The organism is Rhodococcus sp. JCM 9793, assembly GCF_055380405.1.
This window is the reverse complement of record NZ_AP043721.1, coordinates 6,092,449-6,114,902: the sequence shown is the minus strand read 5'-3', so window position 1 is coordinate 6,114,902 and position 22,454 is coordinate 6,092,449. Positions and strand designations below refer to the sequence as shown.

Annotated in this window: 16 protein-coding genes, 1 tRNA gene, 3 rRNA genes and 1 pseudogene; 16 read left to right on the top strand and 5 right to left on the bottom strand. The window is 62.4% G+C overall.

Annotation, left to right across the window (positions count from 1 at the left end):
• Positions 1 to 34 precede the first annotated feature (34 nt).
• Genes ACZ46K_RS30490 through ACZ46K_RS30480 form a run of 3 tightly spaced genes read left to right on the top strand, consistent with a single transcriptional unit; the run spans position 35 to position 938 of the window.
• The gene (locus tag ACZ46K_RS30490; RefSeq protein ID WP_464749512.1) at positions 35 to 151 is read left to right on the top strand and encodes a DUF4244 domain-containing protein; all 117 of its coding nucleotides are present in this window, start codon (positions 35 to 37) and stop codon (positions 149 to 151) included.
• 47 nt (positions 152 to 198) lie between these two features.
• On the top strand, positions 199 to 513 hold the full coding sequence (locus ACZ46K_RS30485) for a TadE family type IV pilus minor pilin (protein ID WP_464746412.1): 315 nt from the start codon (positions 199 to 201) through the stop codon (positions 511 to 513).
• The gene (locus ACZ46K_RS30480; RefSeq protein WP_464746410.1) at positions 510 to 938 is read left to right on the top strand and encodes an Rv3654c family TadE-like protein; all 429 of its coding nucleotides are present in this window, start codon (positions 510 to 512) and stop codon (positions 936 to 938) included. Before ACZ46K_RS30485 ends, ACZ46K_RS30480 begins: the two co-directional genes overlap by 4 nt.
• A 7-nt stretch (positions 939 to 945) precedes the next feature.
• On the opposite strand, the gene ACZ46K_RS30475 is transcribed toward ACZ46K_RS30480, so the two are convergent.
• From ACZ46K_RS30475 to ACZ46K_RS30465, 3 genes are all read right to left on the bottom strand, one after another.
• Entirely contained in the window at positions 946 to 2,211 is a 1,266-nt protein-coding gene (locus ACZ46K_RS30475) for an MFS transporter (RefSeq protein WP_464746406.1), read from the bottom strand.
• The gene (locus ACZ46K_RS30470; RefSeq protein ID WP_464746404.1) at positions 2,208 to 2,849 is read right to left on the bottom strand and encodes a GntR family transcriptional regulator; all 642 of its coding nucleotides are present in this window, start codon (positions 2,847 to 2,849) and stop codon (positions 2,208 to 2,210) included. Before ACZ46K_RS30470 ends, ACZ46K_RS30475 begins: the two co-directional genes overlap by 4 nt.
• Positions 2,850 to 2,950: 101 nt before the next feature.
• Positions 2,951 to 5,305, bottom strand: coding sequence for a DEAD/DEAH box helicase (locus ACZ46K_RS30465; RefSeq protein ID WP_464746402.1), 2,355 nt, complete (start codon positions 5,303 to 5,305; stop codon positions 2,951 to 2,953).
• 353 nt (positions 5,306 to 5,658) lie between these two features.
• Between ACZ46K_RS30465 and ACZ46K_RS30460 the strand changes: the two genes are divergently transcribed.
• The 10 genes and pseudogenes from ACZ46K_RS30460 to ACZ46K_RS30415 form a co-directional block, all read left to right on the top strand.
• Complete coding sequence (locus tag ACZ46K_RS30460) at positions 5,659 to 5,862, top strand: cold-shock protein (protein ID WP_005248460.1); 204 nt, start codon at positions 5,659 to 5,661, stop codon at positions 5,860 to 5,862.
• A 134-nt stretch (positions 5,863 to 5,996) separates the two neighbouring features.
• Positions 5,997 to 6,605, top strand: coding sequence for a hypothetical protein (locus ACZ46K_RS30455; RefSeq protein ID WP_464746398.1), 609 nt, complete (start codon positions 5,997 to 5,999; stop codon positions 6,603 to 6,605).
• 115 nt (positions 6,606 to 6,720) lie between these two features.
• Positions 6,721 to 9,672: a type I DNA topoisomerase gene (topA, locus tag ACZ46K_RS30450; RefSeq protein WP_464746396.1), complete on the top strand. Its 2,952-nt coding sequence runs from the start codon at positions 6,721 to 6,723 to the stop codon at positions 9,670 to 9,672.
• 46 nt (positions 9,673 to 9,718) lie between these two features.
• The gene (locus ACZ46K_RS30445) at positions 9,719 to 10,906 is read left to right on the top strand and encodes a DNA polymerase III subunit delta' (RefSeq protein ID WP_054806695.1); all 1,188 of its coding nucleotides are present in this window, start codon (positions 9,719 to 9,721) and stop codon (positions 10,904 to 10,906) included.
• Positions 10,907 to 10,968: 62 nt separating this feature from the next.
• Positions 10,969 to 11,041: transfer RNA gene (locus ACZ46K_RS30440), tRNA-Thr, on the top strand.
• A 248-nt stretch (positions 11,042 to 11,289) separates the two neighbouring features.
• On the top strand, positions 11,290 to 11,487 hold the full coding sequence (locus ACZ46K_RS30435) for a hypothetical protein (RefSeq protein WP_054806696.1): 198 nt from the start codon (positions 11,290 to 11,292) through the stop codon (positions 11,485 to 11,487).
• A 489-nt stretch (positions 11,488 to 11,976) separates the two neighbouring features.
• Positions 11,977 to 13,497: ribosomal RNA gene (locus ACZ46K_RS30430) — 16S ribosomal RNA — on the top strand.
• Positions 13,498 to 13,801: 304 nt separating this feature from the next.
• Positions 13,802 to 16,938, top strand: a 23S ribosomal RNA gene (locus ACZ46K_RS30425).
• A 68-nt stretch (positions 16,939 to 17,006) separates the two neighbouring features.
• Positions 17,007 to 17,123, top strand: a 5S ribosomal RNA gene (gene rrf, locus ACZ46K_RS30420).
• The 16S, 23S and 5S rRNA genes sit together here, the layout of an rRNA operon.
• A 71-nt stretch (positions 17,124 to 17,194) precedes the next feature.
• A pseudogene (locus tag ACZ46K_RS30415) lies at positions 17,195 to 17,347 on the top strand (epoxide hydrolase N-terminal domain-containing protein); the annotation flags it as partial.
• A gap of 162 nt (positions 17,348 to 17,509) precedes the next feature.
• Here ACZ46K_RS30415 and ACZ46K_RS30410 read toward each other — a convergent pair.
• Both ACZ46K_RS30410 and ACZ46K_RS30405 read right to left on the bottom strand, forming a co-directional pair.
• On the bottom strand, positions 17,510 to 18,286 hold the full coding sequence (locus ACZ46K_RS30410; protein ID WP_464746394.1) for an SDR family NAD(P)-dependent oxidoreductase: 777 nt from the start codon (positions 18,284 to 18,286) through the stop codon (positions 17,510 to 17,512).
• Between the two features lie 17 nt (positions 18,287 to 18,303).
• Positions 18,304 to 19,572, bottom strand: a complete 1,269-nt coding sequence (locus tag ACZ46K_RS30405) for a cytochrome P450 (protein WP_054809850.1) — start codon at positions 19,570 to 19,572, stop codon at positions 18,304 to 18,306.
• A 239-nt stretch (positions 19,573 to 19,811) separates the two neighbouring features.
• Between ACZ46K_RS30405 and ACZ46K_RS30400 the strand changes: the two genes are divergently transcribed.
• From ACZ46K_RS30400 to ACZ46K_RS30390, 3 genes are all read left to right on the top strand, one after another.
• Entirely contained in the window at positions 19,812 to 20,384 is a 573-nt protein-coding gene (locus ACZ46K_RS30400) for a TetR/AcrR family transcriptional regulator (protein WP_054805642.1), read from the top strand.
• Between the two features lie 377 nt (positions 20,385 to 20,761).
• Positions 20,762 to 21,598, top strand: coding sequence for an MlaE family ABC transporter permease (locus ACZ46K_RS30395; RefSeq protein ID WP_054809849.1), 837 nt, complete (start codon positions 20,762 to 20,764; stop codon positions 21,596 to 21,598).
• Positions 21,599 to 22,453 carry an ABC transporter permease gene (locus tag ACZ46K_RS30390; RefSeq protein ID WP_054805643.1) on the top strand — a complete coding sequence of 285 codons (855 nt, stop codon included), beginning with the start codon at positions 21,599 to 21,601 and terminating at the stop codon, positions 22,451 to 22,453.
• Position 22,454 lies beyond the last annotated feature (1 nt).

Below are 22,454 nucleotides of genomic sequence, written 5' to 3'. Positions count from 1 at the left end.
CGGACGGTAGCAATTTCTTGTTGTTGACTATGCCATCGGGACCATCGCCGCTGCGGCCTTCGGTGCCGTGTTGTACACGGTCGTGACGGGAGACGGAATCGTGTCGGCGCTGACCGGCATCGTCGAACGAGCCCTCAACACCTCGGTGTGACGGGGTGGGTTCACGCTCGTCGCGTCGCTGCGCGGGACGAGGGTGGCGTGACCGTCGAAGCTGCTCTCGCGATCGCTTCGCTCATCACTGTCCTGACGCTGTGCCTCGGTGCGGTGCTGTGTGTTTCGCAGCAGGTTCGATGTCAGGACGCGGCACGTGAGGCTGCGCGGCTCGTGGCGCGCGGCGACGAGGCCCGGGCGGTCGAGGTGGCCGCCCGGGTCGCGCCTCGCGGCGCGCATATCGAGGTGGGAGCGGAGGGCGATCTCGTCGTCGCCACCGTGAGCGTCGATGCGCCGCTGCTCCCGATGATCACCCTGACGGCCGACGCCGTTGCGGTCCGCGAACCGGGAGAGGCGTCGTGACGCGGACAGACTTGGGCGACGAGCGGGGCAGCGCCAGCATCCTCGGATGCTTCATCATGGCCGCACTCATCGTGATCACTGCGACCGTTCTGCACGTCGGATCGGTCGTGGTGGTCCGTCACCGACTGCAGGCCGCGGCCGACCTGGCGGCGTTGGCCGTCGCATCGTCACTCGACCGGGGAGCCACCGATGCATGTGTGATCGCGCAGACCGTTGCCGTTCGCATGGGGGTGGGTGTGCGGAGTTGCCGGATACACGGATGGGATGCGGTGGTGGAGACCCACGCTCCGGTATCGCCGTTGTTCGGCGACCGGGAAGCGTCGGCGATCGCTCGGGCCGGCCCTGCAGCACCCGAGCCCGAGGCGCCTGCGGACGAATCGGATGCCACGACCCAGCGCGTTCGAGGTCGCGGGCCGCACGAATGAGCAGTGCTCACGTCGAAGAGGTGTTCTGCCAACTGTGCGGCAAGTGCTTTCGGGATCCCCACAACACGGCCACCATCGAGATCGAGACCATGCAGGCCAGGATCAGAAGTAGTGCGATCGTCGTGAAGGGCGGAGTCAGCGCAGCCAGGAGCGTAGGAACCGCGAACCCGGTGTAGGCCACCGCGTAGAAGGCGCCGGTGAGCTTCGCCAGATCTGCAGGTGGAGCGATTCGCTGCACCTCGAGCAGACCGGACACCAGGCCGATACCGAACCCGGCACCGAGGACCGTGCTCACAACAAGTCCGGCGACCACTGAGTTGGTCTCGACGGCAAAGGCCATCAGGAGAATTCCCACGATCAGCGTCCCCAATGAAATGCCGATACCACGAGCACTGGAAGTGGAGTCGATCCGCTTTGCTACGGGTTGGACGAGTGCGCCCGATCCGAGGGCGATCACGCTCAGCGCGGTCGCGTAGGCCAAACCCATTCCCCCGGTTGCATCCTCGAGCAGAACGGGCAGGTAGCCGTAGGCCAGTGCACACGCGACGAACAGCCACGGTGCGCAGACGACCACAACTCGAAGGAACCTGGGGTGCCTCGCCGACGGAACCCGGAAGGAGGTTCGAGGGAAGTCCGACCGCTTGTCGATGAGTCGGACCGTCTCCGGTGCATTCCTGATCAGCTGAACGAATGGAGCGGCCACCGCGAAATGAATCAGGTACGGAAGTACCTCTGGTATCGGTCCCCACTGGGCGAGACTCCCCGCCACCAGAGCACCGAGACCTGAGCCCAGCGTGAACGCGAGTGTTGCGCGGCGGGCACCTGCCCCATCGTCGGCGGCAGGATCGTACTGCCCCTGTGACAGTTCCTCGAGCCAACTGGTTCCGACGGCCATCGCCGTGCCGACCGACATCCCGGCAAGGAGCCGGCCGAAATATATTGGTAATGGACCGAACTCGCCCGCAGCGATGAACAGGCTGGCGAGCAGGCCGAAGCATATTCCAGCGAGCATCAGTGGCCGTCTGCCGAAGCGGTCGGACAGTGTGCCCGCGATCAGCAGAGCGGGCACCAATCCCACAACGTAGATTCCGAGGAACGACGTCACCGTGACCGACGAGTAGTGATCGAAATTCTTGTACAACAGCAACATCGGACTGAACTGGTTGCCCGACCAGGCGCAGACGAACAATGCCCCGAAAACAAGTGGCCACGCGGGTCGTTGCTGTGACGACTTCGAGGCCGGTGTCCTGCGCTCGGTCCCCAGCAGACTCACAGCGCACCCTGGTAGCGCTTGATGTGCGCCACCAGCGCGGAGGTGAAGCCGCTCTGATCGCCACTGGTGAAGCATTCGAACAGCGTGTGGTGGTCGGCATACGCGGACGTCAGATTTGCCGGGTCCACGCGCAGTAGCAGATTGCGCAGGCGTTGCTGTCGGTCCCGGAGCATTTCGTAGAAGCGTTGGGCGATGGCATTGCCCGACGCTTCGACCATCAATGCGTGGAACTCGTCATCGGCGTCGACGAAACCGGGCACATCTCCGGCCTCGACGTATCGGCCCTGGCGATCCAGGTTCTGGGTCAGGGCTGCCACGATCTGTGGACTCGGTCCACCGGCTTCGAAAACCTGTGCAGCCGTGGTACTCTCGATACCCTCGCGCATGGCGAGCACGTCTGCGGCCTCCGACGGTGTCACCGGTCGGACGATTGCCCCCTTGCGTGACGCCAACTCCAGGAGATTCTCGGCGTCCAGGCGTAGGAAGGCCTCGTGTACGGGTGTGCGGCTGACGCCGAGCTCCGCGCCGATGGCACTTTCGCTCACGAGTTGGCCACCTGCCAATCGTCCGGTGATGATCGCAGACTTGGTGTGGACGTACGCGCGTTCGGCGGCCAGAGGTCCGGCGGTGATGGACATGAATCCATCGTACTCCTTGCATGCAACGTTGCATGCAAGACGTGCGGAGGGATGTCTCACCCGTGCTGGGACTCTCCGGCGTCGCGAGAGCGAATTAGTGGTTACGGCGAGCTGTCGAGTGCGCCGAGTACCGCGGACAGCAGCGCGATCGCGCCGGCCTTGTCGAGCGGATCGTTGCCGTTCCCGCACTTGGGGGAGTGCACGCACGACGGGCAACCGTCGGTGCATTCGCATGCCCGCACCGCATCGCGGGTGGCGGTGAGCCACTGGGTGATCCGAGAGAAGCCGCGTTCGGCGAAACCGGCTCCTCCCGGATGCCCGTCGTAGACGAACACGGTGGGCAGTCCTGTGTCGGCGTGCAGGTCGGTGGACACGCCACCGATATCGCCGCGATCGCACGTCGCGACGAGGGGGAGCAATCCGATGGCGGCGTGCTCGGCGGCGTGGAGAGCACCCGGAACCCGCTCGGGTGCCAACCCGATCCGGTCGAGCAGTTCCGGTGTGACGGTATACAGCACGGCCCGCGTGGGCAGGGTCTGAGCCGGCAGGTCCAACTCGATCTGGTCGAGCACCTCCCCGGAGGGAAGACGCCGGAGATAGGCGACCACCTGCCCGGTCACCTCGACTGCGGCCATCTGCACGGTCACGGGCCCGTACGTGTGGGTCTCCTCCGCAGCGACGACTCGGATGTCGGTGACCTCGCGCACCGAGGTCGACCATTCCGGGTCCTCGGCGTGCACGAGCGCGACGCCGTCGTCGAGATGCAGTTCGTCGACGACGAAGGTCTCGCCCTGGTGGAGATGCACCGCACCTGGGTGGACGGTCGCGGGTGCCCGCCCCGCTTCGACGGTCCCGAGCATCCGGCCGGTGTCGGCCTCGACGATCGCGACCTGATGTCCGATGCCGCCGCGGATGTCGACCTCGGCGTGTGGGTGAGTGTCCGGTGTGACGAACCAGCCGTGTGGGCGGCGACGGATCAGACCCTGCGTCGCCAGGTCGGTGAGCAGGTCCTGCGCGTCGAACCCCTCGACCTCCGTGTGCGAGAGCGGCAACTCCAGAGCAGCGCACAACAGTTGCGGCCCGAGCACGTACGGATTGGCGGGGTCGGTCACGGTCGCCTCGACCGGCCTGTCGAGCAGCGATTGCGGATGGTGCACCAGATAGGTGTCGAGCGGGTCGTCGCGTGCGACGAGAACGACGAGCGAACCCTGACCACGCCGCCCGGCCCGCCCGCCCTGCTGCCAGAACGATGCGACCGTGCCCGGGAACCCGGCAACGACCACGGCGTCGAGGCCTGCGATATCGACACCGAGTTCGAGTGCGTTCGTGCTTGCGACACCGAGCAGCCGGCCGTCGGACAGCGCAGCCTCGAGATCGCGACGATCCTCCGCAAGATACCCGGCGCGATAGGTCGCGACACGGTCCGCGAGGTCGGGCGCAGATTCGGTGAGCAGACGTCGTGTGCTCATCGCAGTGAGCTCCGCGCCGTGACGTGAACGGACGAACGCCAGCGTGCGAGCCCCTTCGACGACGAGGTCGGCGAGAAGCCGGGCTGCCTCGGTGCCGGCAGCGCGACGCACAGGTGCGCCGTGCTCGCCGGTGACTTCCCTGAGCAGAGGTGGTTCCCACAATGCGATGGTGCGCGGACCGTGGGGCGAGCCGTCCTCGGTCACCTCCTTGCAGGGCGCTCCGATCAACCGCGAGGCGGCGGCGCCAGGGTCGGCGGTGGTGGCGGACGCGAGGATGAACACCGGGTCGGAGCCGTAATGGTTCGCGAGGCGACGCAACCGCCTGATGATCAGCGCCACGTGGGACCCGAAGACGCCCCGGTACGAGTGACACTCGTCGATCACGACGTACCGCAGCCGACGCAACAGCCGCGCCCAGCGTGCGTGGCCGGGCAGTATCGCCAGGTGCAGCATGTCGGGGTTGGTGAAGATCCACCGCGAATGGCTACGCGCCCATCGGCGCAATTCTGTGGAGGTGTCGCCGTCATACGCGCACGGATGGACCGTCGACAGGTCGGGCGTCGCCCCGGTCAGTTCTGTCACCGCGCGCAATTGGTCGGCGCCGAGCGCCTTCGTGGGGGAGAGATACAGCGCGGTGGCCTGCGGGTCGGACGCGAGCGCCGTGAGCACCGGAAGCTGGTAGGCAACGGACTTGCCCGATGCGGTACCGGTGGACACCACGACGTTGTTGCCTTCGGCCGCGAGATCGGCGGCGTGGGTCTGATGACTCCAGGGTTCCGACACCCCTTGTTCGCGGAGTGCGTCGACCAAGGAGTCGGCGGCCCAGCCAGGCCAGCGGGCGTGTCGCGCTTTCTGTGCGGGCAGCTCGGCGGTGTAGGTGAGGGGGTGCTCGTTCGATGGCGTGCCGGCGAGCAATCGGTCGAGTAGCGCCTGTCCGTAGCCCGGGGCAGCGCCTCCACCTGGGTGGATAGGTGATGAACTGCTCACACGTCGGCTCCACTGGATCGAATTCGGCACGGGGCGGAGGCGATGCCGCGTAACATGGTCGACATACCTCTACCCGCCGGTCATGCTACCGAGCGGTCTACAAGATCAGAATTTTGGCGCGATTGTGCCATACCTACTGTTGTGACCGCCCAGAACATGATTGACTGGCACGCGGTCGCAGCTTCTGTGTTCGTAGACTTGAGAAAGTGCACGCTCGCAGGATCGTGGTTGCGAGCGGTGTGCTTTAGCTCTTCCAACGGGGGATTCGAAAGGTACAGCGGTCGGAATCGGGACCTGGCGGCCGCTGTCCCCAGCGGCTCGTCGAATCCGGTGTTAGAAAGAGAAGGAAAAGCATGGCACAGGGCACTGTGAAGTGGTTCAACGCGGAGAAGGGCTTCGGCTTCATCGCTCCGGAGGACGGCTCTGCCGACGTGTTCGTTCACTACTCCGAGATCCAGGGTTCCGGTTTCCGCACCCTCGAGGAGAACCAGCGCGTCGAGTTCGAGGTCGGCCAGGGCACCAAGGGCCCGCAGGCCACCGGTGTGCGCGCCGTCTGATCTGACGCGCTCCACCGAGCACCTGTGAGAGCGATCGCCCTCACTCCCATCGTCCCCTGTCGCCACCGGCGATGGGGGACGATGACATTTTCGGGGTAAGACAACTGGAAACGGCCACAGACAGGGAGGTAGCAGTGAGTCAACTGTCCTTCTTCGGCGCCGATACCGCGCCGCCGGCACTATCCGACCTGAGCGGGTTGCTCGCGGCGCAAGGGCGAATCGTGTCTCACACGGCCGACTCGGCGCAGATCTCGGTGACGGTCGACGCGCCATGGCGCGCCTCTGCGATCGCGGACCGGATCGTCGCGACGGGTCTGACCGCAGAAATCGGTGTGGCGCCGGACGGGTCTCCGCGGGTGAACACCGCCGACGTTCCCGATCTCGTCCCACTCGCGATCGCGTGGTCGCGGGGCGGAACCAAGCGCGTCCCGGCCGGATGGGTCCCGAACGCCGGAGCGTTGAGGGCATGGTTCCTGGCTGCGGGTCGGATGGAGCTCGCGGGCGAGCGGTATGTCCTCGGGCTCGATCCCGATGCGCCCGGAACCTACGTGCCACTCTCCGAAGCCTTGATGCTCGCCGGAATCGCCCCCACCTTGATCAGCCCGCATGGTGCCCCACCAGGGCTGAGAGTGTCGGGACCGCGCCGCATCGCGCGGCTCGACGAAAGCATCGGAGCACCCCCCGACGACATCGAGGCCCGCGCGATCTGGCCACGTCACGAGCACGGTGAGCACCACATGTGACGAGCGATCGACCGAGTATGTGCGACCCTGTGTGTGACCGAGTCGGGGAGACAGGTCGGTATACATGTCTTCGAGAGACGGACATGTCGGCAAAAGGGAAGGTTCGGGCGTCACGGTGGCAGCACGGGACAAGGGCACGTCGGGCAACGCGTCGGGCATACGCCGACTCGTCATCGTCGAATCTCCGACCAAGGCGAAGAAGATCGCCCCCTACCTGGGGCGCAACTATGTCGTCGAAGCCTCCGTCGGACACATCCGAGACCTTCCCCGCGGTGCAGCGGACGTCCCCGCCAAGTACAAGGGCGAGTCCTGGGCTCGGCTGGGCGTCGATGTCGATCACGACTTCGAGCCGCTGTACGTTGTCAGCCCCGAGAAGAAGTCGAAGGTCACCGAGCTCAAGTCGCTCCTGAAGGATGCCGACGAGCTCTATCTCGCCACCGACCCCGACCGCGAGGGCGAAGCCATCGCGTGGCATCTCCTCGAGACGCTCAAGCCTAAGGTTCCGGTCCGCCGGATGGTCTTCCACGAGATCACCGAACCCGCGATCCTCGCGGCGGCCGAGAACACCCGCGAGCTCGACAACGACCTGGTCGACGCGCAGGAAACCCGACGAATCCTCGATCGCCTGTACGGCTACGAGGTCAGCCCGGTGCTGTGGAAGAAGGTCATGCCGCGACTGTCGGCAGGCCGAGTCCAGTCCGTCGCGACCCGTGTCATCGTGCGTCGTGAACGCGAGCGCATGGCATTCAAGTCCGCCGAGTACTGGGACATCGCCGCGACCATGGATGCAGGAGCCGACGCGAGCCCCCGCTCGTTCGGTGCACGCCTCGTCAACGTCGACGGGTCCCGTGTCGCGGCAGGTCGCGACTTCGGTCCCGACGGCGCTCTGAAGACCGACGGCGTCATCGTGCTCGACGAGGCATACGCCCGCCGGCTGGCCGACGCGCTGTCCGGTGTCGCGCTGACGGTGTCGTCGGCCGAGAGCAAGCCGTACACGCGCAAGCCTTACCCGCCGTTCATGACCTCCACGCTGCAGCAGGAAGCCGGCCGCAAGCTCCGGTTCTCGTCCGAACGCACGATGCGTATCGCGCAGCGGTTGTACGAGAACGGCTACATCACCTACATGCGTACCGACTCGACGACGCTGTCCGAGTCGGCGATCGCCGCGGCCCGGTCGCAGGCCACACAGCTGTACGGCGCCGAGTACGTCCACGCGACACCCCGCCAGTACACCCGCAAGGTCAAGAACGCGCAGGAGGCGCACGAAGCGATCCGGCCCGCCGGCGACGTCTTCGCGACTCCGGGCGAACTGCACGCGCGGCTCGACACGGACGAGTTCAAGCTGTACGAGCTGATTTGGCAGCGCACAGTTGCGTCACAGATGGCCGACGCTCGAGGCACCACTCTCACACTCCGCATCACCGGCACCGCGGGGTCCGGTGAGGTGTGCACCTTCTCGTCGTCGGGTCGCACGATCACGTTCGCCGGCTTCCTCAAGGCCTACGTGGAAAGCGTCGACGAAGAGGCCGGCGGTCAGTCGGACGACGCGGAGTCGCGTCTGCCCAACCTCAGCGAGGGTGCTGCGGTCACCGCGACGAAGCTCGATCCGGACGGACACTCGACCAATCCGCCCGCCCGGTTCACCGAAGCGAGCTTGATCAAGACCCTCGAAGAGTTGGGTATCGGGCGTCCGTCGACCTATGCGTCGATCATCAAGACGATTCTCGACCGCGGCTATGTCTACAAGCGCGGCAGCGCGCTGGTGCCGTCATGGGTAGCTTTCGCGGTGATCGGCCTGCTCGAGGCTCATTTCGGCCAGCTCGTCGACTATGACTTCACTGCGGGCATGGAGGACGATCTCGACGAGATCGCCGCCGGCCAGGAGCAGCGCAGTGCCTGGCTGTCTCGGTTCTATTTCGGTGGCGAGCACGGCGACGAGGACTCGGTCGCGCGCAAGGGCGGCCTGAAGAAGCTGGTCGGGCAGAACCTCGAGGACATCGATGCCCGTGAGATCAACTCGATCCGGTTGTTCGACGACTCCGAGGGGCGCGAGATCCATGTGCGGGTGGGCCGGTTCGGTCCGTACCTCGAGCGGATGGTCGTCGACCCCGACAACCCTGACGGCGACCTCATCTCGCAGCGCGCGAATCTGCCCGAGGATCTGCCGCCGGACGAGCTGACCCTCGACTACGCGGAGAAACTGTTCTCGACACCGCAGGAGGGGCGGGTTCTCGGCGTCGATCCGGCGACCGGACACGAGATCGTGGCCCGCGAGGGTCGCTTCGGTCCGTACGTCACCGAATTGCTCCCCGAACCGAAGCCCGAGCCCGAACCCGACGTCACCCCCGTCCCGGTGGAAGAACTGACGACCGCCGGCGCGACGAAGACCGCGACCAAGACTGCCGCGAAGAAGGTAGCCAAGAAGGCGCCGGCGAAGAAAGCGGCGAAGAAGGCCACCGGCCCGAAGCCCCGCACGGCGTCGCTCCTCAAGACGATGGAATTGTCGTCCGTCACTCTCGACGACGCCCTGCGGTTGCTGTCATTGCCGCGTGTCGTCGGTGTCGATCCGGAATCCGGTGAGGAGATCACCGCGCAGAACGGTCGCTACGGTCCGTATCTGAAGAAGGGGACCGATTCGCGTTCGCTGGCGACCGAGGACCAGATGTTCACGGTCACCCTCGACGAAGCTCTGAAGATCTATGCCGAGCCGAAGCGCCGCGGACGTCAGGCCGCTGCTGTCCCTCCGCTTCGCGAACTCGGCGTCGACCCGATCAGCGAGAAGCCGATGGTGATCAAGGACGGCCGTTTCGGTCCGTACGTCACCGACGGCGAGACCAACGCGAGCCTGCGCAAGGGCGACGAGGTCGGCACGATCACCGACGAACGCGCATCCGAGCTGTTGGCTGATCGACGTGCCCGGGGTCCGGCGAAGAAGACCACCAAGAAGGCGGCGAAGAAGGCTCCTGCCAAGAAGGCTGCGGCGAAGAAGACCACGAAGGCGGCGAAGAAGGCTCCCGCCAAGAAGACTGCAGCGAAGAAGACCGCGGACGAAGAGACGACCGACTGATCCGCCCGGACCGAGTTCGTCGGTGCCGATCGCTACGCTGAGCCCCATGCCCGGAGTTTTCGACCGTCTCGTCGGTCAACGCGACGTCGAGACCGACCTCGTCGGTGCCGCCGTGGCCGCACGCACCGGGGCATCCGGTTCTGCGATGACGCACTCGTGGTTGTTCACGGGCCCACCCGGGTCGGGTCGCTCCGTCGCCGCCCTGTGCTTCGCCGCGGCGTTGCAGTGCACCGACGACGCAGCGCCCGGGTGCGGTCGTTGTCACGCGTGCAGCACGACGATGGCCGGCACCCACGGCGATGTCCGACGTGTCGTTCCCGAAGGCCTGACGATCAGCGTCAAGGCGATGCGCGCGATCGTGCAGGTCGCGGCGAGACGGCCGAGCACCGGTCGCTGGCAGGTCGTCGTCATCGAGGACGCCGATCGTCTCACCGAAGGCGCCGCGAACGCACTGCTCAAGGTCGTCGAGGAGCCGCCGCAGCGCACGGTGTTCCTGTTGTGCGCGCCGTCGGTGGATCCGGAGGACATCTCGGTGACCCTACGGTCGCGGTGCCGACACGTCGGGCTCATCACTCCGAGGGCCGACTCGATTGCCCAGGTCCTGCGCGACGTCGACGGTATCGCTGCAGATGCCGCGCAGTGGGCGGCCTCCGTCAGTGGAGGTCACGTCGGTCGCGCTCGACGTCTCGCCACGGACCCGGCCGCACGCGACAACCGCAAACGCGCACTCGATGTCGCCGGCGCCGTACTTCGACCCGCCACCACCTACGCCGCTGCGGAAGAACTCGGTAAGAGCGCGGAGACCGAGGCCAAGGAGATCAGCGCAGACCGTGACGAACGGGAAACCGAAGAGCTCAAGACCGCTCTCGGTGCCGGCGGTACGGGTAAGGGGGCGGCCGGTGCGCTGCGAGGTTCGGCCGGAGTGCTCAAGGAACTCGAACGCACCCAGAAGTCGCGCAAGACCCGGACCGAGCGCGACATCATGGACCGCGCCCTCATCGACCTCGCCGGGCTGTACCGGGACGCGCTCGCTCATTCGATGGGTGCGGCTGCGACGCCCAATCATCCCGATATGGCAGAGCGTGCGCGCGACCTCGCATCCCGAACACGACCCGAGGGGCTCCTGGACTGCATCGAAGCGATCCTCGACTGTCGCGAAGCGCTCGCGCAGAATGTCAAACCTCGCTTCGCTTTGGCGGCGATGGCGGCCCGCCTGAGCGCCGCATTCCGGTGATCGGCCTGCCGGTTTGCGCCGACCAGGGGTGGTTCGGCTAGACTTCGGACGCCGCAAGGCGCGCTGCCTTAGCTCAGTCGGTAGAGCATTTCACTCGTAATGAAAAGGTCGAGAGTTCGATTCTCTCAGGCAGCTCAGAGACGAAGGCCCCGTCCCGCAGGGATGGGGCCTTCGTCGTTCCCGGGACTTCTCCGGATATGCGTGGATCATGGGAACCATGCTGATGGAACTGTTCTCCCTCATCCTGATCCTCGGCGCACTGGCAGTGGTGCTCCCGATGGCGATCCGCGTCTTCCGTAACCGCGACGGGCATTAGCCGGCATCTGCGGACGGGAGTTCCGATACCTCTCGACAAGCTGCAGTGCGACGCCCATGCTCGACACATGAGCGAGTCGTTGAAGAGACGCGTGCGCGACAAGATCCTCCGGCAGCGCATCGAAGACGGCGGCCGACCCCTTGGGGACGCCGAAGGTGACGACCCCAGGGCCGTGGACCTGAACCACGATCTGATGTTGCTCGACGGTGCAGAGGAGGACGACCCCGTCGTACAGGCCCTTGCGGAGAAGTATTGGGTGCCCTGATGGCAGAAAATTCCTTTGACCTGGCGATTTGGTGTTCCCGCGAACCGTCGCGTAACTTATTCCAAGTCAGAGCGACACGGACACCGACCCGGACCGCAAGGTCAGGGACAACGAGGTTGGACGAAGACGCCTGAATTTCACTGGTACGACACCTTCTGGTAAGGTTTCGCACCGCCCCTGGTTCCGGAAGCCACACGGATTTGCGTCCGTGAGTGAAACGAACTAGGCTGGAACAGTTGCCTCAGAACGGGCCGGGAGTATCCGGTGAGTGATGATGTGTGCGTGTTCTTTGAGAACTCAACAGTGTGCCGATGAATGTCAGTGCCAATATTATTTGGTGCGACCAACCGATTTTGTCGGTGGTCGATTGCTGATCATCACATTCTTCCGTCTGTGGTGGTCAGTGTTTTGCTAGTTTGAGTTTGAATGCTAGTGATTTGGCTCTTTTGTCTATGACCGATTAGCTCTTCGGAGTGAAATCAAGAGTCTTTTACGGAGAGTTTGATCCTGGCTCAGGACGAACGCTGGCGGCGTGCTTAACACATGCAAGTCGAACGATGATGCCCAGCTTGCTGGGTGGATTAGTGGCGAACGGGTGAGTAACACGTGGGTGATCTGCCCTGCACTTCGGGATAAGCCCGGGAAACTGGGTCTAATACCGGATACGACCACGGGATGCATGTCCTGTGGTGGAAAGGTTTACTGGTGCAGGATGAGCCCGCGGCCTATCAGCTTGTTGGTGGGGTAATGGCCTACCAAGGCGACGACGGGTAGCCGGCCTGAGAGGGCGACCGGCCACACTGGGACTGAGACACGGCCCAGACTCCTACGGGAGGCAGCAGTGGGGAATATTGCACAATGGGCGAAAGCCTGATGCAGCGACGCCGCGTGAGGGATGAAGGCCTTCGGGTTGTAAACCTCTTTCAGCAGGGACGAAGCGCAAGTGACTGTACCTGCAGAAGAAGCACCGGCTAACTACGTGCCAGCAGCCGCGGTAATACGTAGGGTGCGAGCGTTGTCCGGAATTACTGGGCGTAAAGAGTTCGTAGGCGGTTTGTCGCGTCGTGTGTGAAATCCCGCAGCTCAACTGCGGGCTTGCAGGCGATACGGGCAAACTTGAGTACTGCAGGGGAGACTGGAATTCCTGGTGTAGCGGTGAAATGCGCAGATATCAGGAGGAACACCGGTGGCGAAGGCGGGTCTCTGGGCAGTAACTGACGCTGAGGAACGAAAGCGTGGGTAGCGAACAGGATTAGATACCCTGGTAGTCCACGCCGTAAACGGTGGGCGCTAGGTGTGGGTTTCCTTCCACGGGATCCGTGCCGTAGCTAACGCATTAAGCGCCCCGCCTGGGGAGTACGGCCGCAAGGCTAAAACTCAAAGGAATTGACGGGGGCCCGCACAAGCGGCGGAGCATGTGGATTAATTCGATGCAACGCGAAGAACCTTACCTGGGTTTGACATATACCGGACGACTGCAGAGATGTGGTTTCCCTTGTGGTCGGTATACAGGTGGTGCATGGCTGTCGTCAGCTCGTGTCGTGAGATGTTGGGTTAAGTCCCGCAACGAGCGCAACCCTTGTCTTATGTTGCCAGCACGTAATGGTGGGGACTCGTAAGAGACTGCCGGGGTCAACTCGGAGGAAGGTGGGGACGACGTCAAGTCATCATGCCCCTTATGTCCAGGGCTTCACACATGCTACAATGGTCGGTACAGAGGGCTGCGATACCGTGAGGTGGAGCGAATCCCTTAAAGCCGGTCTCAGTTCGGATCGGGGTCTGCAACTCGACCCCGTGAAGTCGGAGTCGCTAGTAATCGCAGATCAGCAACGCTGCGGTGAATACGTTCCCGGGCCTTGTACACACCGCCCGTCACGTCATGAAAGTCGGTAACACCCGAAGCCGGTGGCCTAACCCTTGTGGAGGGAGCCGTCGAAGGTGGGATCGGCGATTGGGACGAAGTCGTAACAAGGTAGCCGTACCGGAAGGTGCGGCTGGATCACCTCCTTTCTAAGGAGCAACTTCCTGTCTCGGATCGACACGTTGGTGTCGGGGGAGCAGGCAGAGCCATTTCGGATTCATATGTAATCCGGTGGTGCTCATGGGTGGAACGCTGACAAGTATCACTGCAGTAGAAGCGGGCTCAGTCTTGTTTCGTGGTGGTTATATCGGTGCGCTGTTGGGTCCTGAGAGAACACGTTGTTCGTGTTTGATCAGCGACGATGATCTACGAAAGTTCTTCGCTTGTGGGCGGGTTCCGGTAGGGGTTGTTGTGTGTTGTTTGAGAACTGCACAGTGGACGCGAGCATCTTTGTTGTAAGTGTTTATGAGCGTACGGTGGATGTCTTGGCACCAGGAGCCGATGAAGGACGTGGGAGGCTGCGATATGCCTCGGGGAGCTGTCAACCGAGCTGTGATCCGAGGATTTCCGAATGGGGAAACCCAGCACGAGTGATGTCGTGTTACCCGCCGGTGAATATATAGCCGGTGTGGAGGGAACGTGGGGAAGTGAAACATCTCAGTACCCACAGGAAGAGAAAACAACATGTGATTCCGTCAGTAGTGGCGAGCGAACGCGGAAGAGGCTAAACCATGGGTGTGTGATACCTGGCAGGGGTTGCACTTGTGGGGTTGTGGGGTTCATTGTGTCGGCGCTGCTGAGCCGGCCAACAGTAAGAAATCATCGTGTTAGTCGAAGTGGTCTGGAACGGCCTGTCGTAGAGGGTGAGAGTCCCGTAGACGAAAACATGGTGACTGTTGATGTGAATACCCAAGTAGCACCGGGCCCGTGAAATCCGGTGTGAATCTGTCGGGACCACCCGATAAGCCTGAATACTCCCTGGTGACCGATAGCGGACAAGTACCGTGAGGGAAAGATGAAAAGTACCCCGGGAGGGGAGTGAAATAGTACCTGAAACCGTGCGCTTACAATCCGTCAAAGCCGTCGAGCAGTTTGGTCTGCTGGTGGTGATGGCGTGCCTTTTGAAGAATGAGCCTGCGAGTTAGCGGCATGTCGCGAGGTTAACCCGTGTGGGGTAGCCGTAGCGAAAGCGAGTCCGAATAGGGCGTTGCAGTGGCATGTTCTAGACCCGAAGCGGAGTGATCTACCCATGGCCAGGGTGAAGCGACGGTAAGACGTCGTGGAGGCCCGAACCCACTTAGGTTGAAAACTGAGGGGATGAGTTGTGGGTAGGGGTGAAAGGCCAATCAAACTCCGTGATAGCTGGTTCTCCCCGAAATGCATTTAGGTGCAGCGTCGCGTGTTTCACTCTGGAGGTAGAGCTACTGGATGGCCGATGGGCCCTACAAGGTTACTGACGTCAGCCAAACTCCGAATGCCAGGGTGTGAGAGCGCGGCAGTGAGACTGCGGGGGATAAGCTTCGTAGTCGAGAGGGAAACAGCCCAGATCGCCGGCTAAGGCCCCTAAGCGTGTACTAAGTGGAAAAGGATGTGGGATCGCTGAGACAACCAGGAGGTTGGCTTAGAAGCAGCCACCCTTGAAAGAGTGCGTAATAGCTCACTGGTCAAGTGGTCCTGCGCCGACAATGTAGCGGGGCTCAAGTACACCGCCGAAGCCGCGGCATTCGCATAACACACGCATTGTCCTGCGGGATGGTGTGCAGTGGTGTGGATGGGTAGGGGAGCGTCGTGTGGCCGTGGAAGCAGCAGTGTGAACTAGTTGTGGAGGCCACGCGAGTGAGAATGCAGGCATGAGTAGCGAAAGACGAGTGAGAAACTCGTCCGCCGAATGACCAAGGGTTCCTGGGCCAGGTTAATCCGCCCAGGGTGAGTCGGGACCTAAGGCGAGGCCGACAGGCGTAGTCGATGGACAACGGGTTGATATTCCCGTACCCGTGTGAACGCGCCCATGATGAATCACCGGTACTAACTGTCCTGAAGCAGGTCTGTTCCCTTCGGGGGATGGGGTTGTGGATGCATGGGACCTTCGGTGGTAGTAGTCAAGCGATGGGGTGACGCAGGAAGGTAGCTGGGCCGGCTGGTGGAGTAGCCGGTGTAAGCCTGTAGGGCGAGTGGTAGGCAAATCCGCCACTTGTGAAGCCTGAGAGGTGATGCGTAGCCGTTGTGGTGAATTCAGTGATCCTATGCTGCCGAGAAAAGCCTCTAGCGAGCTTTCACATGGCCCGTACCCCAAACCGACACAGGTGGTCAGGTAGAGAATACTAAGGCGATCGAGATAACTGTGGTTAAGGAACTCGGCAAAATGCCCCCGTAACTTCGGGAGAAGGGGGACCTTGTCTGGTGATGAGTCTTGCACTCTGAGCTGGGTGGGGTCGCAGAGACCAGAGAGAAGCGACTGTTTACTAAAAACACAGGTCCGTGCGAAGTCGTAAGACGATGTATACGGACTGACGCCTGCCCGGTGCTGGAAGGTTAAGAGGACCGGTTAGCTGCACTTGTGTGGCGAAGCTGAGAATTTAAGCCCCAGTAAACGGCGGTGGTAACTATAACCATCCTAAGGTAGCGAAATTCCTTGTCGGGTAAGTTCCGACCTGCACGAATGGCGTAACGACTTCTCTGCTGTCTCGACCACAGACTCGGCGAAATTGCATTACGAGTAAAGATGCTCGTTACGCGCGGCAGGACGAAAAGACCCCGGGACCTTCACTATAGCTTGGTATTGGTGTTCGGTTCGGTTTGTGTAGGATAGGTGGGAGACTGTGAAGCGGGCACGCCAGTGTTTGTGGAGTCGTTGTTGAAATACCACTCTGATCGTATTGGATGTCTAACCTCGGACCCTGATCGGGTTCAGGGACAGTGCCTGGTGGGTAGTTTAACTGGGGCGGTTGCCTCCTAAAATGTAACGGAGGCGCCCAAAGGTTCCCTCAGCCTGGTTGGCAATCAGGTGTTGAGTGTAAGTGCACAAGGGAGCTTGACTGTGAGACTGACAGGTCGAGCAGGGACGAAAGTCGGGACTAGTGATCCGGCACCGGCATGTGGAAGCGGTGTCGCTCAACGGATAAAAGGTACCCCGGGGATAACAGGCTGATCTTCCCCAAGAGTCCATATCGACGGGATGGTTTGGCACCTCGATGTCGGCTCGTCGCATCCTGGGGCTGGAGTAGGTCCCAAGGGTTGGGCTGTTCGCCCATTAAAGCGGCACGCGAGCTGGGTTTAGAACGTCGTGAGACAGTTCGGTCTCTATCCGCCGCGCGCGTAAGAAACTTGAGGAAGGCTGTCCCTAGTACGAGAGGACCGGGACGGACGAACCTCTGGTGTGCCAGTTGTCCCGCCAGGGGCATGGCTGGTTGGCTACGTTCGGAAGGGATAACCGCTGAAAGCATCTAAGCGGGAAGCCTGTTCCAAGATGAGGTTTCTCACCCCCTTTGTGGGGGTAAGGCCCCCGGCAGACCACCGGGTTGATAGGCCGGATCTGGAAGCACAGTAATGTGTGGAGGTGACTGGTACTAATAGGCCGAGGACTTACCATGAAGGTGCTACGCGTCCACTGTGCGGTTTCTGAAACAGCACCCGTTTCGTCGGGATAGTTTCATAGAGTTACGGTGGTTATAGCGATAGGGAAACGCCCGGTCCCATTTCGAACCCGGAAGCTAAGCCTGTCTGCGCCGATGGTACTGCACTCGTCAGGGTGTGGGAGAGTAGGTCGCCGCCGAACACCCGTTCCGGGAGGGGCTCACACTTTGTGTGGGCCCCTTTCGTGTTTTTGTTTGTGTGTAGTTTCGGGTAATGCGATGGGGGTGGGGTCGGGAATTGTCCCGGCCCCGCCCCCATTTTCTTTTATCGAGACTCAGGGATCTTGCGGACTGTTGGCAGGCAGGTTACGACTGGCGTGCCCACGAAGCCGCGCTCAACGAGTTCGAGCACTTCACCACCGAGATCGACGGGCAGAACATCCACTTCGTCCACGTCCGATCGTCGAAGGTCGAAGTTCGAACGCTGAAAGTATGTGGGGGACCTGCTGATGCGGGTCCCCCACACACTTTTCCCATCCCCCGAGTGGCGACTCCCATCACGGTCGCCACATGCCTCCCCGCTCTCGGGTCAGAGGTACCAACCGCCGTTGACGCCGATTATCTGACCGGTGATGAACCCGGCATCGTCGGAACAGAGGAACGCGGTCGCGGCTGCGACGTCGTGCGGTGTCCCCGTTCGGCGCACCGGTGTCATGCTGGCGAGTGCTTCGAAGTTGATCAGCATCTCGCCGGATTCCTCGGCCGCCCGCGCCATCGGAGTATCGATGATCGACGGCGGAATCGTGTTGGCAGTGATGCCTTTCGGGGACAACTCGTATGCCAGGGCCTTTGTGAGCGCGATGACTCCGCCCTTCGACGCGACGTAGTGTGCACGATCGGGGGCGCCGGACTGAGCACTGGACGACGAGATCGTGATGATGCGACCCCACCCGGCCTCGATCATGTCGGGTACCGCCGACTGCACGCTGTTGAATGTGCCGGTGAGGTTGACGTCGATGATGTGTTTCCAGTCGGCGAGATCGATGTCGGTGAACGGAGCAGTGGCCTCGATTCCGGCGCTCGTGACCATGATCTTCACGGCGCCGAGTTCAGCGCGGACCTTCTCCAGGGCGACGTCCACTCCGGGCCGATCGACGACGTCGACCTCGAATGCTCGGGCGGTTGCGCCCTGTTCGTTCAGGTCGTCGGCGGCCTTCTGGGCCGCAGCGCCACTCCGGTCGAGCAAAGCGACGGGGTGGTGCAGTGCGGCGAGCTGACGGGCGACGGAGAGTCCGATGCCTGAGCCTGCGCCGGTGACGACTGCGACCCTGTTCGTCGTCCGGATGCTGTTGGTGTTGTCGACCATGTGGGAGTTCGTCCTTTTCAGTCGACGGGAGTGAATTCGAGGTGGAGTTCGGTGAGGCCGCGCAGAATGTACGTCGGTTCGTACCTGAAGTCGCGCTCGTGGGCGGGACCGTGCTGGGCCTCCGAGACCCGGATATCGTGCATGCGGTCGAGAATCCGCTCGATCGTCACGCGTGCCTCGACGCGTGCCAATGGTCCGCCGGGGCATGAATGGACACCTCGGCCGAAGGCGATGTGTTCGCGTGCGTTCTCTCGATCGATCCGGAGCTCATGGGGATTCTCGAATCGCACGGGGTCTCGATTGGCTGCGGGAAGTGACACCATGACCACCGTGCCGGCCGGGATCTCCACGTCGCTCACGGTCGTCGTCTTACGTGCCAGGCGGAAGTCGCTTTTGACGGGGCCCTCCATGCGGAGCATTTCTTCGATGAACGGAGGGATCAGGCTGCGGTCTTCGCGAAGCTGCTTCTGGAGCTCTTGGTCCTCGGCGATCTGGAGCAGCATCGAGGTGATGAGCCGCGCCGTGGTGTCCTGCCCGGCACCGAAGAGGAAGGTGGCGATCCGGACGAGTTCGACGACGTCGGGAACTTCCCCGTCGGGGTACCGTGCATCGGCCAGAATCGTGAGGGCGTCGGCACGTGGTTCGCGTCGGCGATCTTCGAGGAATGCCGTGAACTTCTCGTCCAGGAACTCGAGAGGATTGGTACCCAGTGATTCGCCCTCTGTCGACCCGACCTTCTGCGCGTTGAGGTGTCGCGCGAATGACTCATGGTGTTCGGCTGGCACACCGAGTAGGTCGGCGATCGTCAACAGGGCGAACGGCACCCCGTAGCCGAAGAGTGCCTCGAACTTGCCGGAGGCGTGGAACTGATCGATCAGCCGGTCGGTGAGTTCCCACATGAAGTGTTCGTTCTCGTCGAGCCGGCGCGGTGTGAACAGGCCGCTCACAAGGCGTCGAGTCCGCGAATGCTGCGGCGGATCCATGGTGACCAGATGCTCGTACATCGGAAACTGTTCGCGGTGTGCATCGATCTGGACATTGATGTCGTCGCCTTCCACCGAGAACGGTAGCGGCGGGAACGGGCCGATCGGCGCGACGATATTGGAGAAGTTCGCTGTATCGCGAAGTACCGCCAGGACTTCGTCGTATCCGGTGATTGCGATGACGTTCTGAGAGGCTTCCAGTCGTCGCACCGGGCACTTCGAGCGGTGATGGTCGAAGAACGGGTGTGGGTCGGCGACGAAGGAGGGATCTGTGAAGTAGTCCTTCGTATCGAAGTCGTTCAAGTCGAGCCTCCTGGAGGGCCTATGTATTGCATAAAGCATTGCAGTGCAACTAGATTCGGCACAATTGGCGCGCGAGGGCCTGGGCTGAGGGGTGTGACCTCCGAGCGCTGTGCACCTGCCTAGCATTGTCTGTGTCATGAATAACACATGCCGTTGGATATGGTCAACATCACATAGGTTATGCGCGCTAGGATGTTGCAAAGTTGCAGTCGTGCAACTGGAGAATTGGAGGTTGGTGGATGGCGTCGTCGCGCAGGCTCGGTGCACCGGATGCGAAGAATCGAACGGTCCTGCTCGATGCGGCCGAGGCGTTGATGATCGAAAAGGGCTACGCCGCAGTGACATCCCGGAAAGTCGCTGATCAAGCCGGTTTGAAACCGCAGTTGGTGCACTACTACTTCAGGACGATGGACGACCTGTTCCTGGAGATCTTCCGCCGCCGCGCCGAGGAGGGCTTGGCTGTTCAGGCCGAGCTGATGGACGCGCCCAACCCGCTACGTGCGTTGTGGGAGTTCAGCACGAATCCCGCCGGCGTTGCTGTGACGATGGAGTTCATTGCCATGTCGCGCCACCGTGAGGCCTTGCGGGAGGAGATCGCGAACTATTCCGAACAGTTCCGCGCCGGTCAGCGAGAGGCGCTCGACAAGATCCTCGACCGGGTGAACCTCTCCGAGAAGATCCACCCGGTGGTGGTGTCCGTGCTCATGACCAGCTTGTCGCGAGTGCTGGTCATGGAGGAGTCCTTGGGTGTAACCGGCGGTCATGCGGAGACGGTCGAACTCGTCGAGTGGGTTCTGAGCAAGTTCGACTGATATCCATCTCTGCAGGTAGGCGCACAGATAACAGCGCTTTTCGAAGCGCCCTCGAAACCAATTCGTAAAGCATCATTGCATTTGCGAGAACTCTCTTCTACTTTGATGCATGTCAGATGCTCGTTCGTGGAGTGACCGGTTCGGCCGCGGGCGTCGGGGGTGTGCGGCCGGGGCGCCTGATTTCGGGCGCATCTTGTCTGCTGGTTCTTCGTGGTGGACCGAAATCGTTCCTCGGCGCGAGAATAAATCCCATTTTCGCACGTGCACAGCATCTTTCGTACAGAGTATGGGCGACGGCCGATCTGATATCGGCTGCGCACTTCGAATTCTTCCGCTCGCGAAGGGGATCGACTGTGGCAGAAGAGGGTTCCACTTCCATGCATGAGCAGTCCGCCGCCGATGAGATCGACGAATGGGCACGAGGGTATGTTCGCCGCCACCCCGTGGCCGCCCTCGCAACCGTGGGGGAACAATGCAAGCTCGGAGTCCGAACGGTCCAGCACCTCGTGGTGGACATAGCCACCCTTCGATTTCCCTTCGCGGAGTTCATTCGCCAAGCGGCATTCATGGCGTCGGCGTCCGCGCTGCCCACAATGTTCGTTGCAATCCCGATCGGAGTGACCCTCTCGATCCAGTTCGGGTTGCTCGCCGGACAGGTGGGAGCGACCTCGCTGGCGGGGGCGGCAAGTGGTCTTGCCGTGATCAAGCAGGGTGCTCCGATGGTCGCGGCGTTGTTGATGGCGTCTGCGGCCGGCTCGGCGGTCTGTGCCGATCTCGGTTCACGCAAGATCAGGGACGAGATCGACGCTCTCGAAGTGATGGGGATATCGGTGGTCAGGCGGCTGGTGGTTCCGCGGTTCGCCGCGGCGATCCTGGTCGGTCTCGCATTGACCGGACTCGTGTGCTTCGTCGGATTCCTTTCCGGCTATCTGTTCAACACGTTCGTGATGAACGGGACGCCGGGTAGTTTCGTCGCGACCTTCGCCTCGTTTGCCACAATCGGCGACTTCGTTCTCACGATGATCAAGGCCATGGTGTTCGGGGCGATCGTCGCGGTGGTCGCGTGTCAGAAGGGACTGTCGACCAGTGGCGGCCCCGCGGGGGTAGCGAATTCGGTGAACGCCACAGTGGTCGCGTCGATCCTTCTCCTGATGGTCGTCAATGTCGCGTTCACACAGCTGTACGTATTGCTGTTCCCGCGGACGGGGTTCTGAGTGGCTTCCAGCTATTTCCCGCCGGGCGTAAGGCCGATTGTCACCGCGTTCAGAAGTCAGGTGACGGTGATCGCCCGACTCGGGCACATGGTGACCTTCCTGATGCGAGCACTCGCCGCGATCCCCATCACGCTGCGGCACTACCGGAAAGAATTCCTTCGGATTCTCTCCGACGTGACGTGGGGGAACGGTTCACTCGTCGTCGGTGGTGGCACGGCCGGCGTGATCATCGTGCTCGGCGCCGCCGCCGGTGCGATCGTGGCGATCGAGGGATACAACGCGTTGCACCTCCTCGGTCTCGAGCCTGCGACCGGGATGATCTCGTCCACGGCCACGACCCGTGAACTCGCGCCGATCATGGCGTCGCTGGCATTCGCGGCGCAGGCCGGGTGCCGGTTCACCGCCCAGCTCGGCGCGATGCGGATCTCCGAGGAGATCGATGCGATGGAGACGCTCGCGATCCGCTCGATACCGTTCCTCGTCACCACGCGACTATTGGCGTCGGTGGTGGCGGTGATACCGCTGTATCTCGTCTGCCTGGCGGTCAACTACGTTGCGGTGCAAGTCGTGATCGGAATGGCGGGAGGCGTCTCGTCCGGAACCTACGACCACTACTTCTCTTTGGTGCTCAGTGGATCCGATGTCTTCTATTCGCTGCTGAAGACCATCCTCTTCGTCATCGTCACATCGACGATCCAATGCTACTACGGTTATTACGCAGCCGGAGGGCCTCAGGGTGTCGGTACCGCCGCCGGGCGAGCGATGCGAGCGAGCATCTCGGCAATGATTGTCATGAACCTCCTTCTGACGCTTCTGTTCTGGGGCCTCGGATCCGGAGCAAGGCTCGGGGGATAGC

Bases quoted from the DNA above. Each gene is read 5' to 3' on its own strand.
- ACZ46K_RS30445 (WP_054806695.1), top strand. From the start codon at position 9,719: ATGCCCGGAGTTTTCGACCGTCTCGTCGGTCAACGCGACGTCGAGACC.
- ACZ46K_RS30435 (WP_054806696.1), top strand. From the start codon at position 11,290: ATGAGCGAGTCGTTGAAGAGACGCGTGCGCGACAAGATCCTCCGGCAG.
- ACZ46K_RS30400 (WP_054805642.1), top strand. From the start codon at position 19,812: ATGGCGTCGTCGCGCAGGCTCGGTGCACCGGATGCGAAGAATCGAACG.
- ACZ46K_RS30410 (WP_464746394.1), bottom strand. From the start codon at position 18,286: ATGGTCGACAACACCAACAGCATCCGGACGACGAACAGGGTCGCAGTC.
- ACZ46K_RS30470 (WP_464746404.1), bottom strand. From the start codon at position 2,849: ATGTCCATCACCGCCGGACCTCTGGCCGCCGAACGCGCGTACGTCCAC.
- ACZ46K_RS30395 (WP_054809849.1), top strand. From the start codon at position 20,762: ATGCATGAGCAGTCCGCCGCCGATGAGATCGACGAATGGGCACGAGGG.
- ACZ46K_RS30460 (WP_005248460.1), top strand. From the start codon at position 5,659: ATGGCACAGGGCACTGTGAAGTGGTTCAACGCGGAGAAGGGCTTCGGC.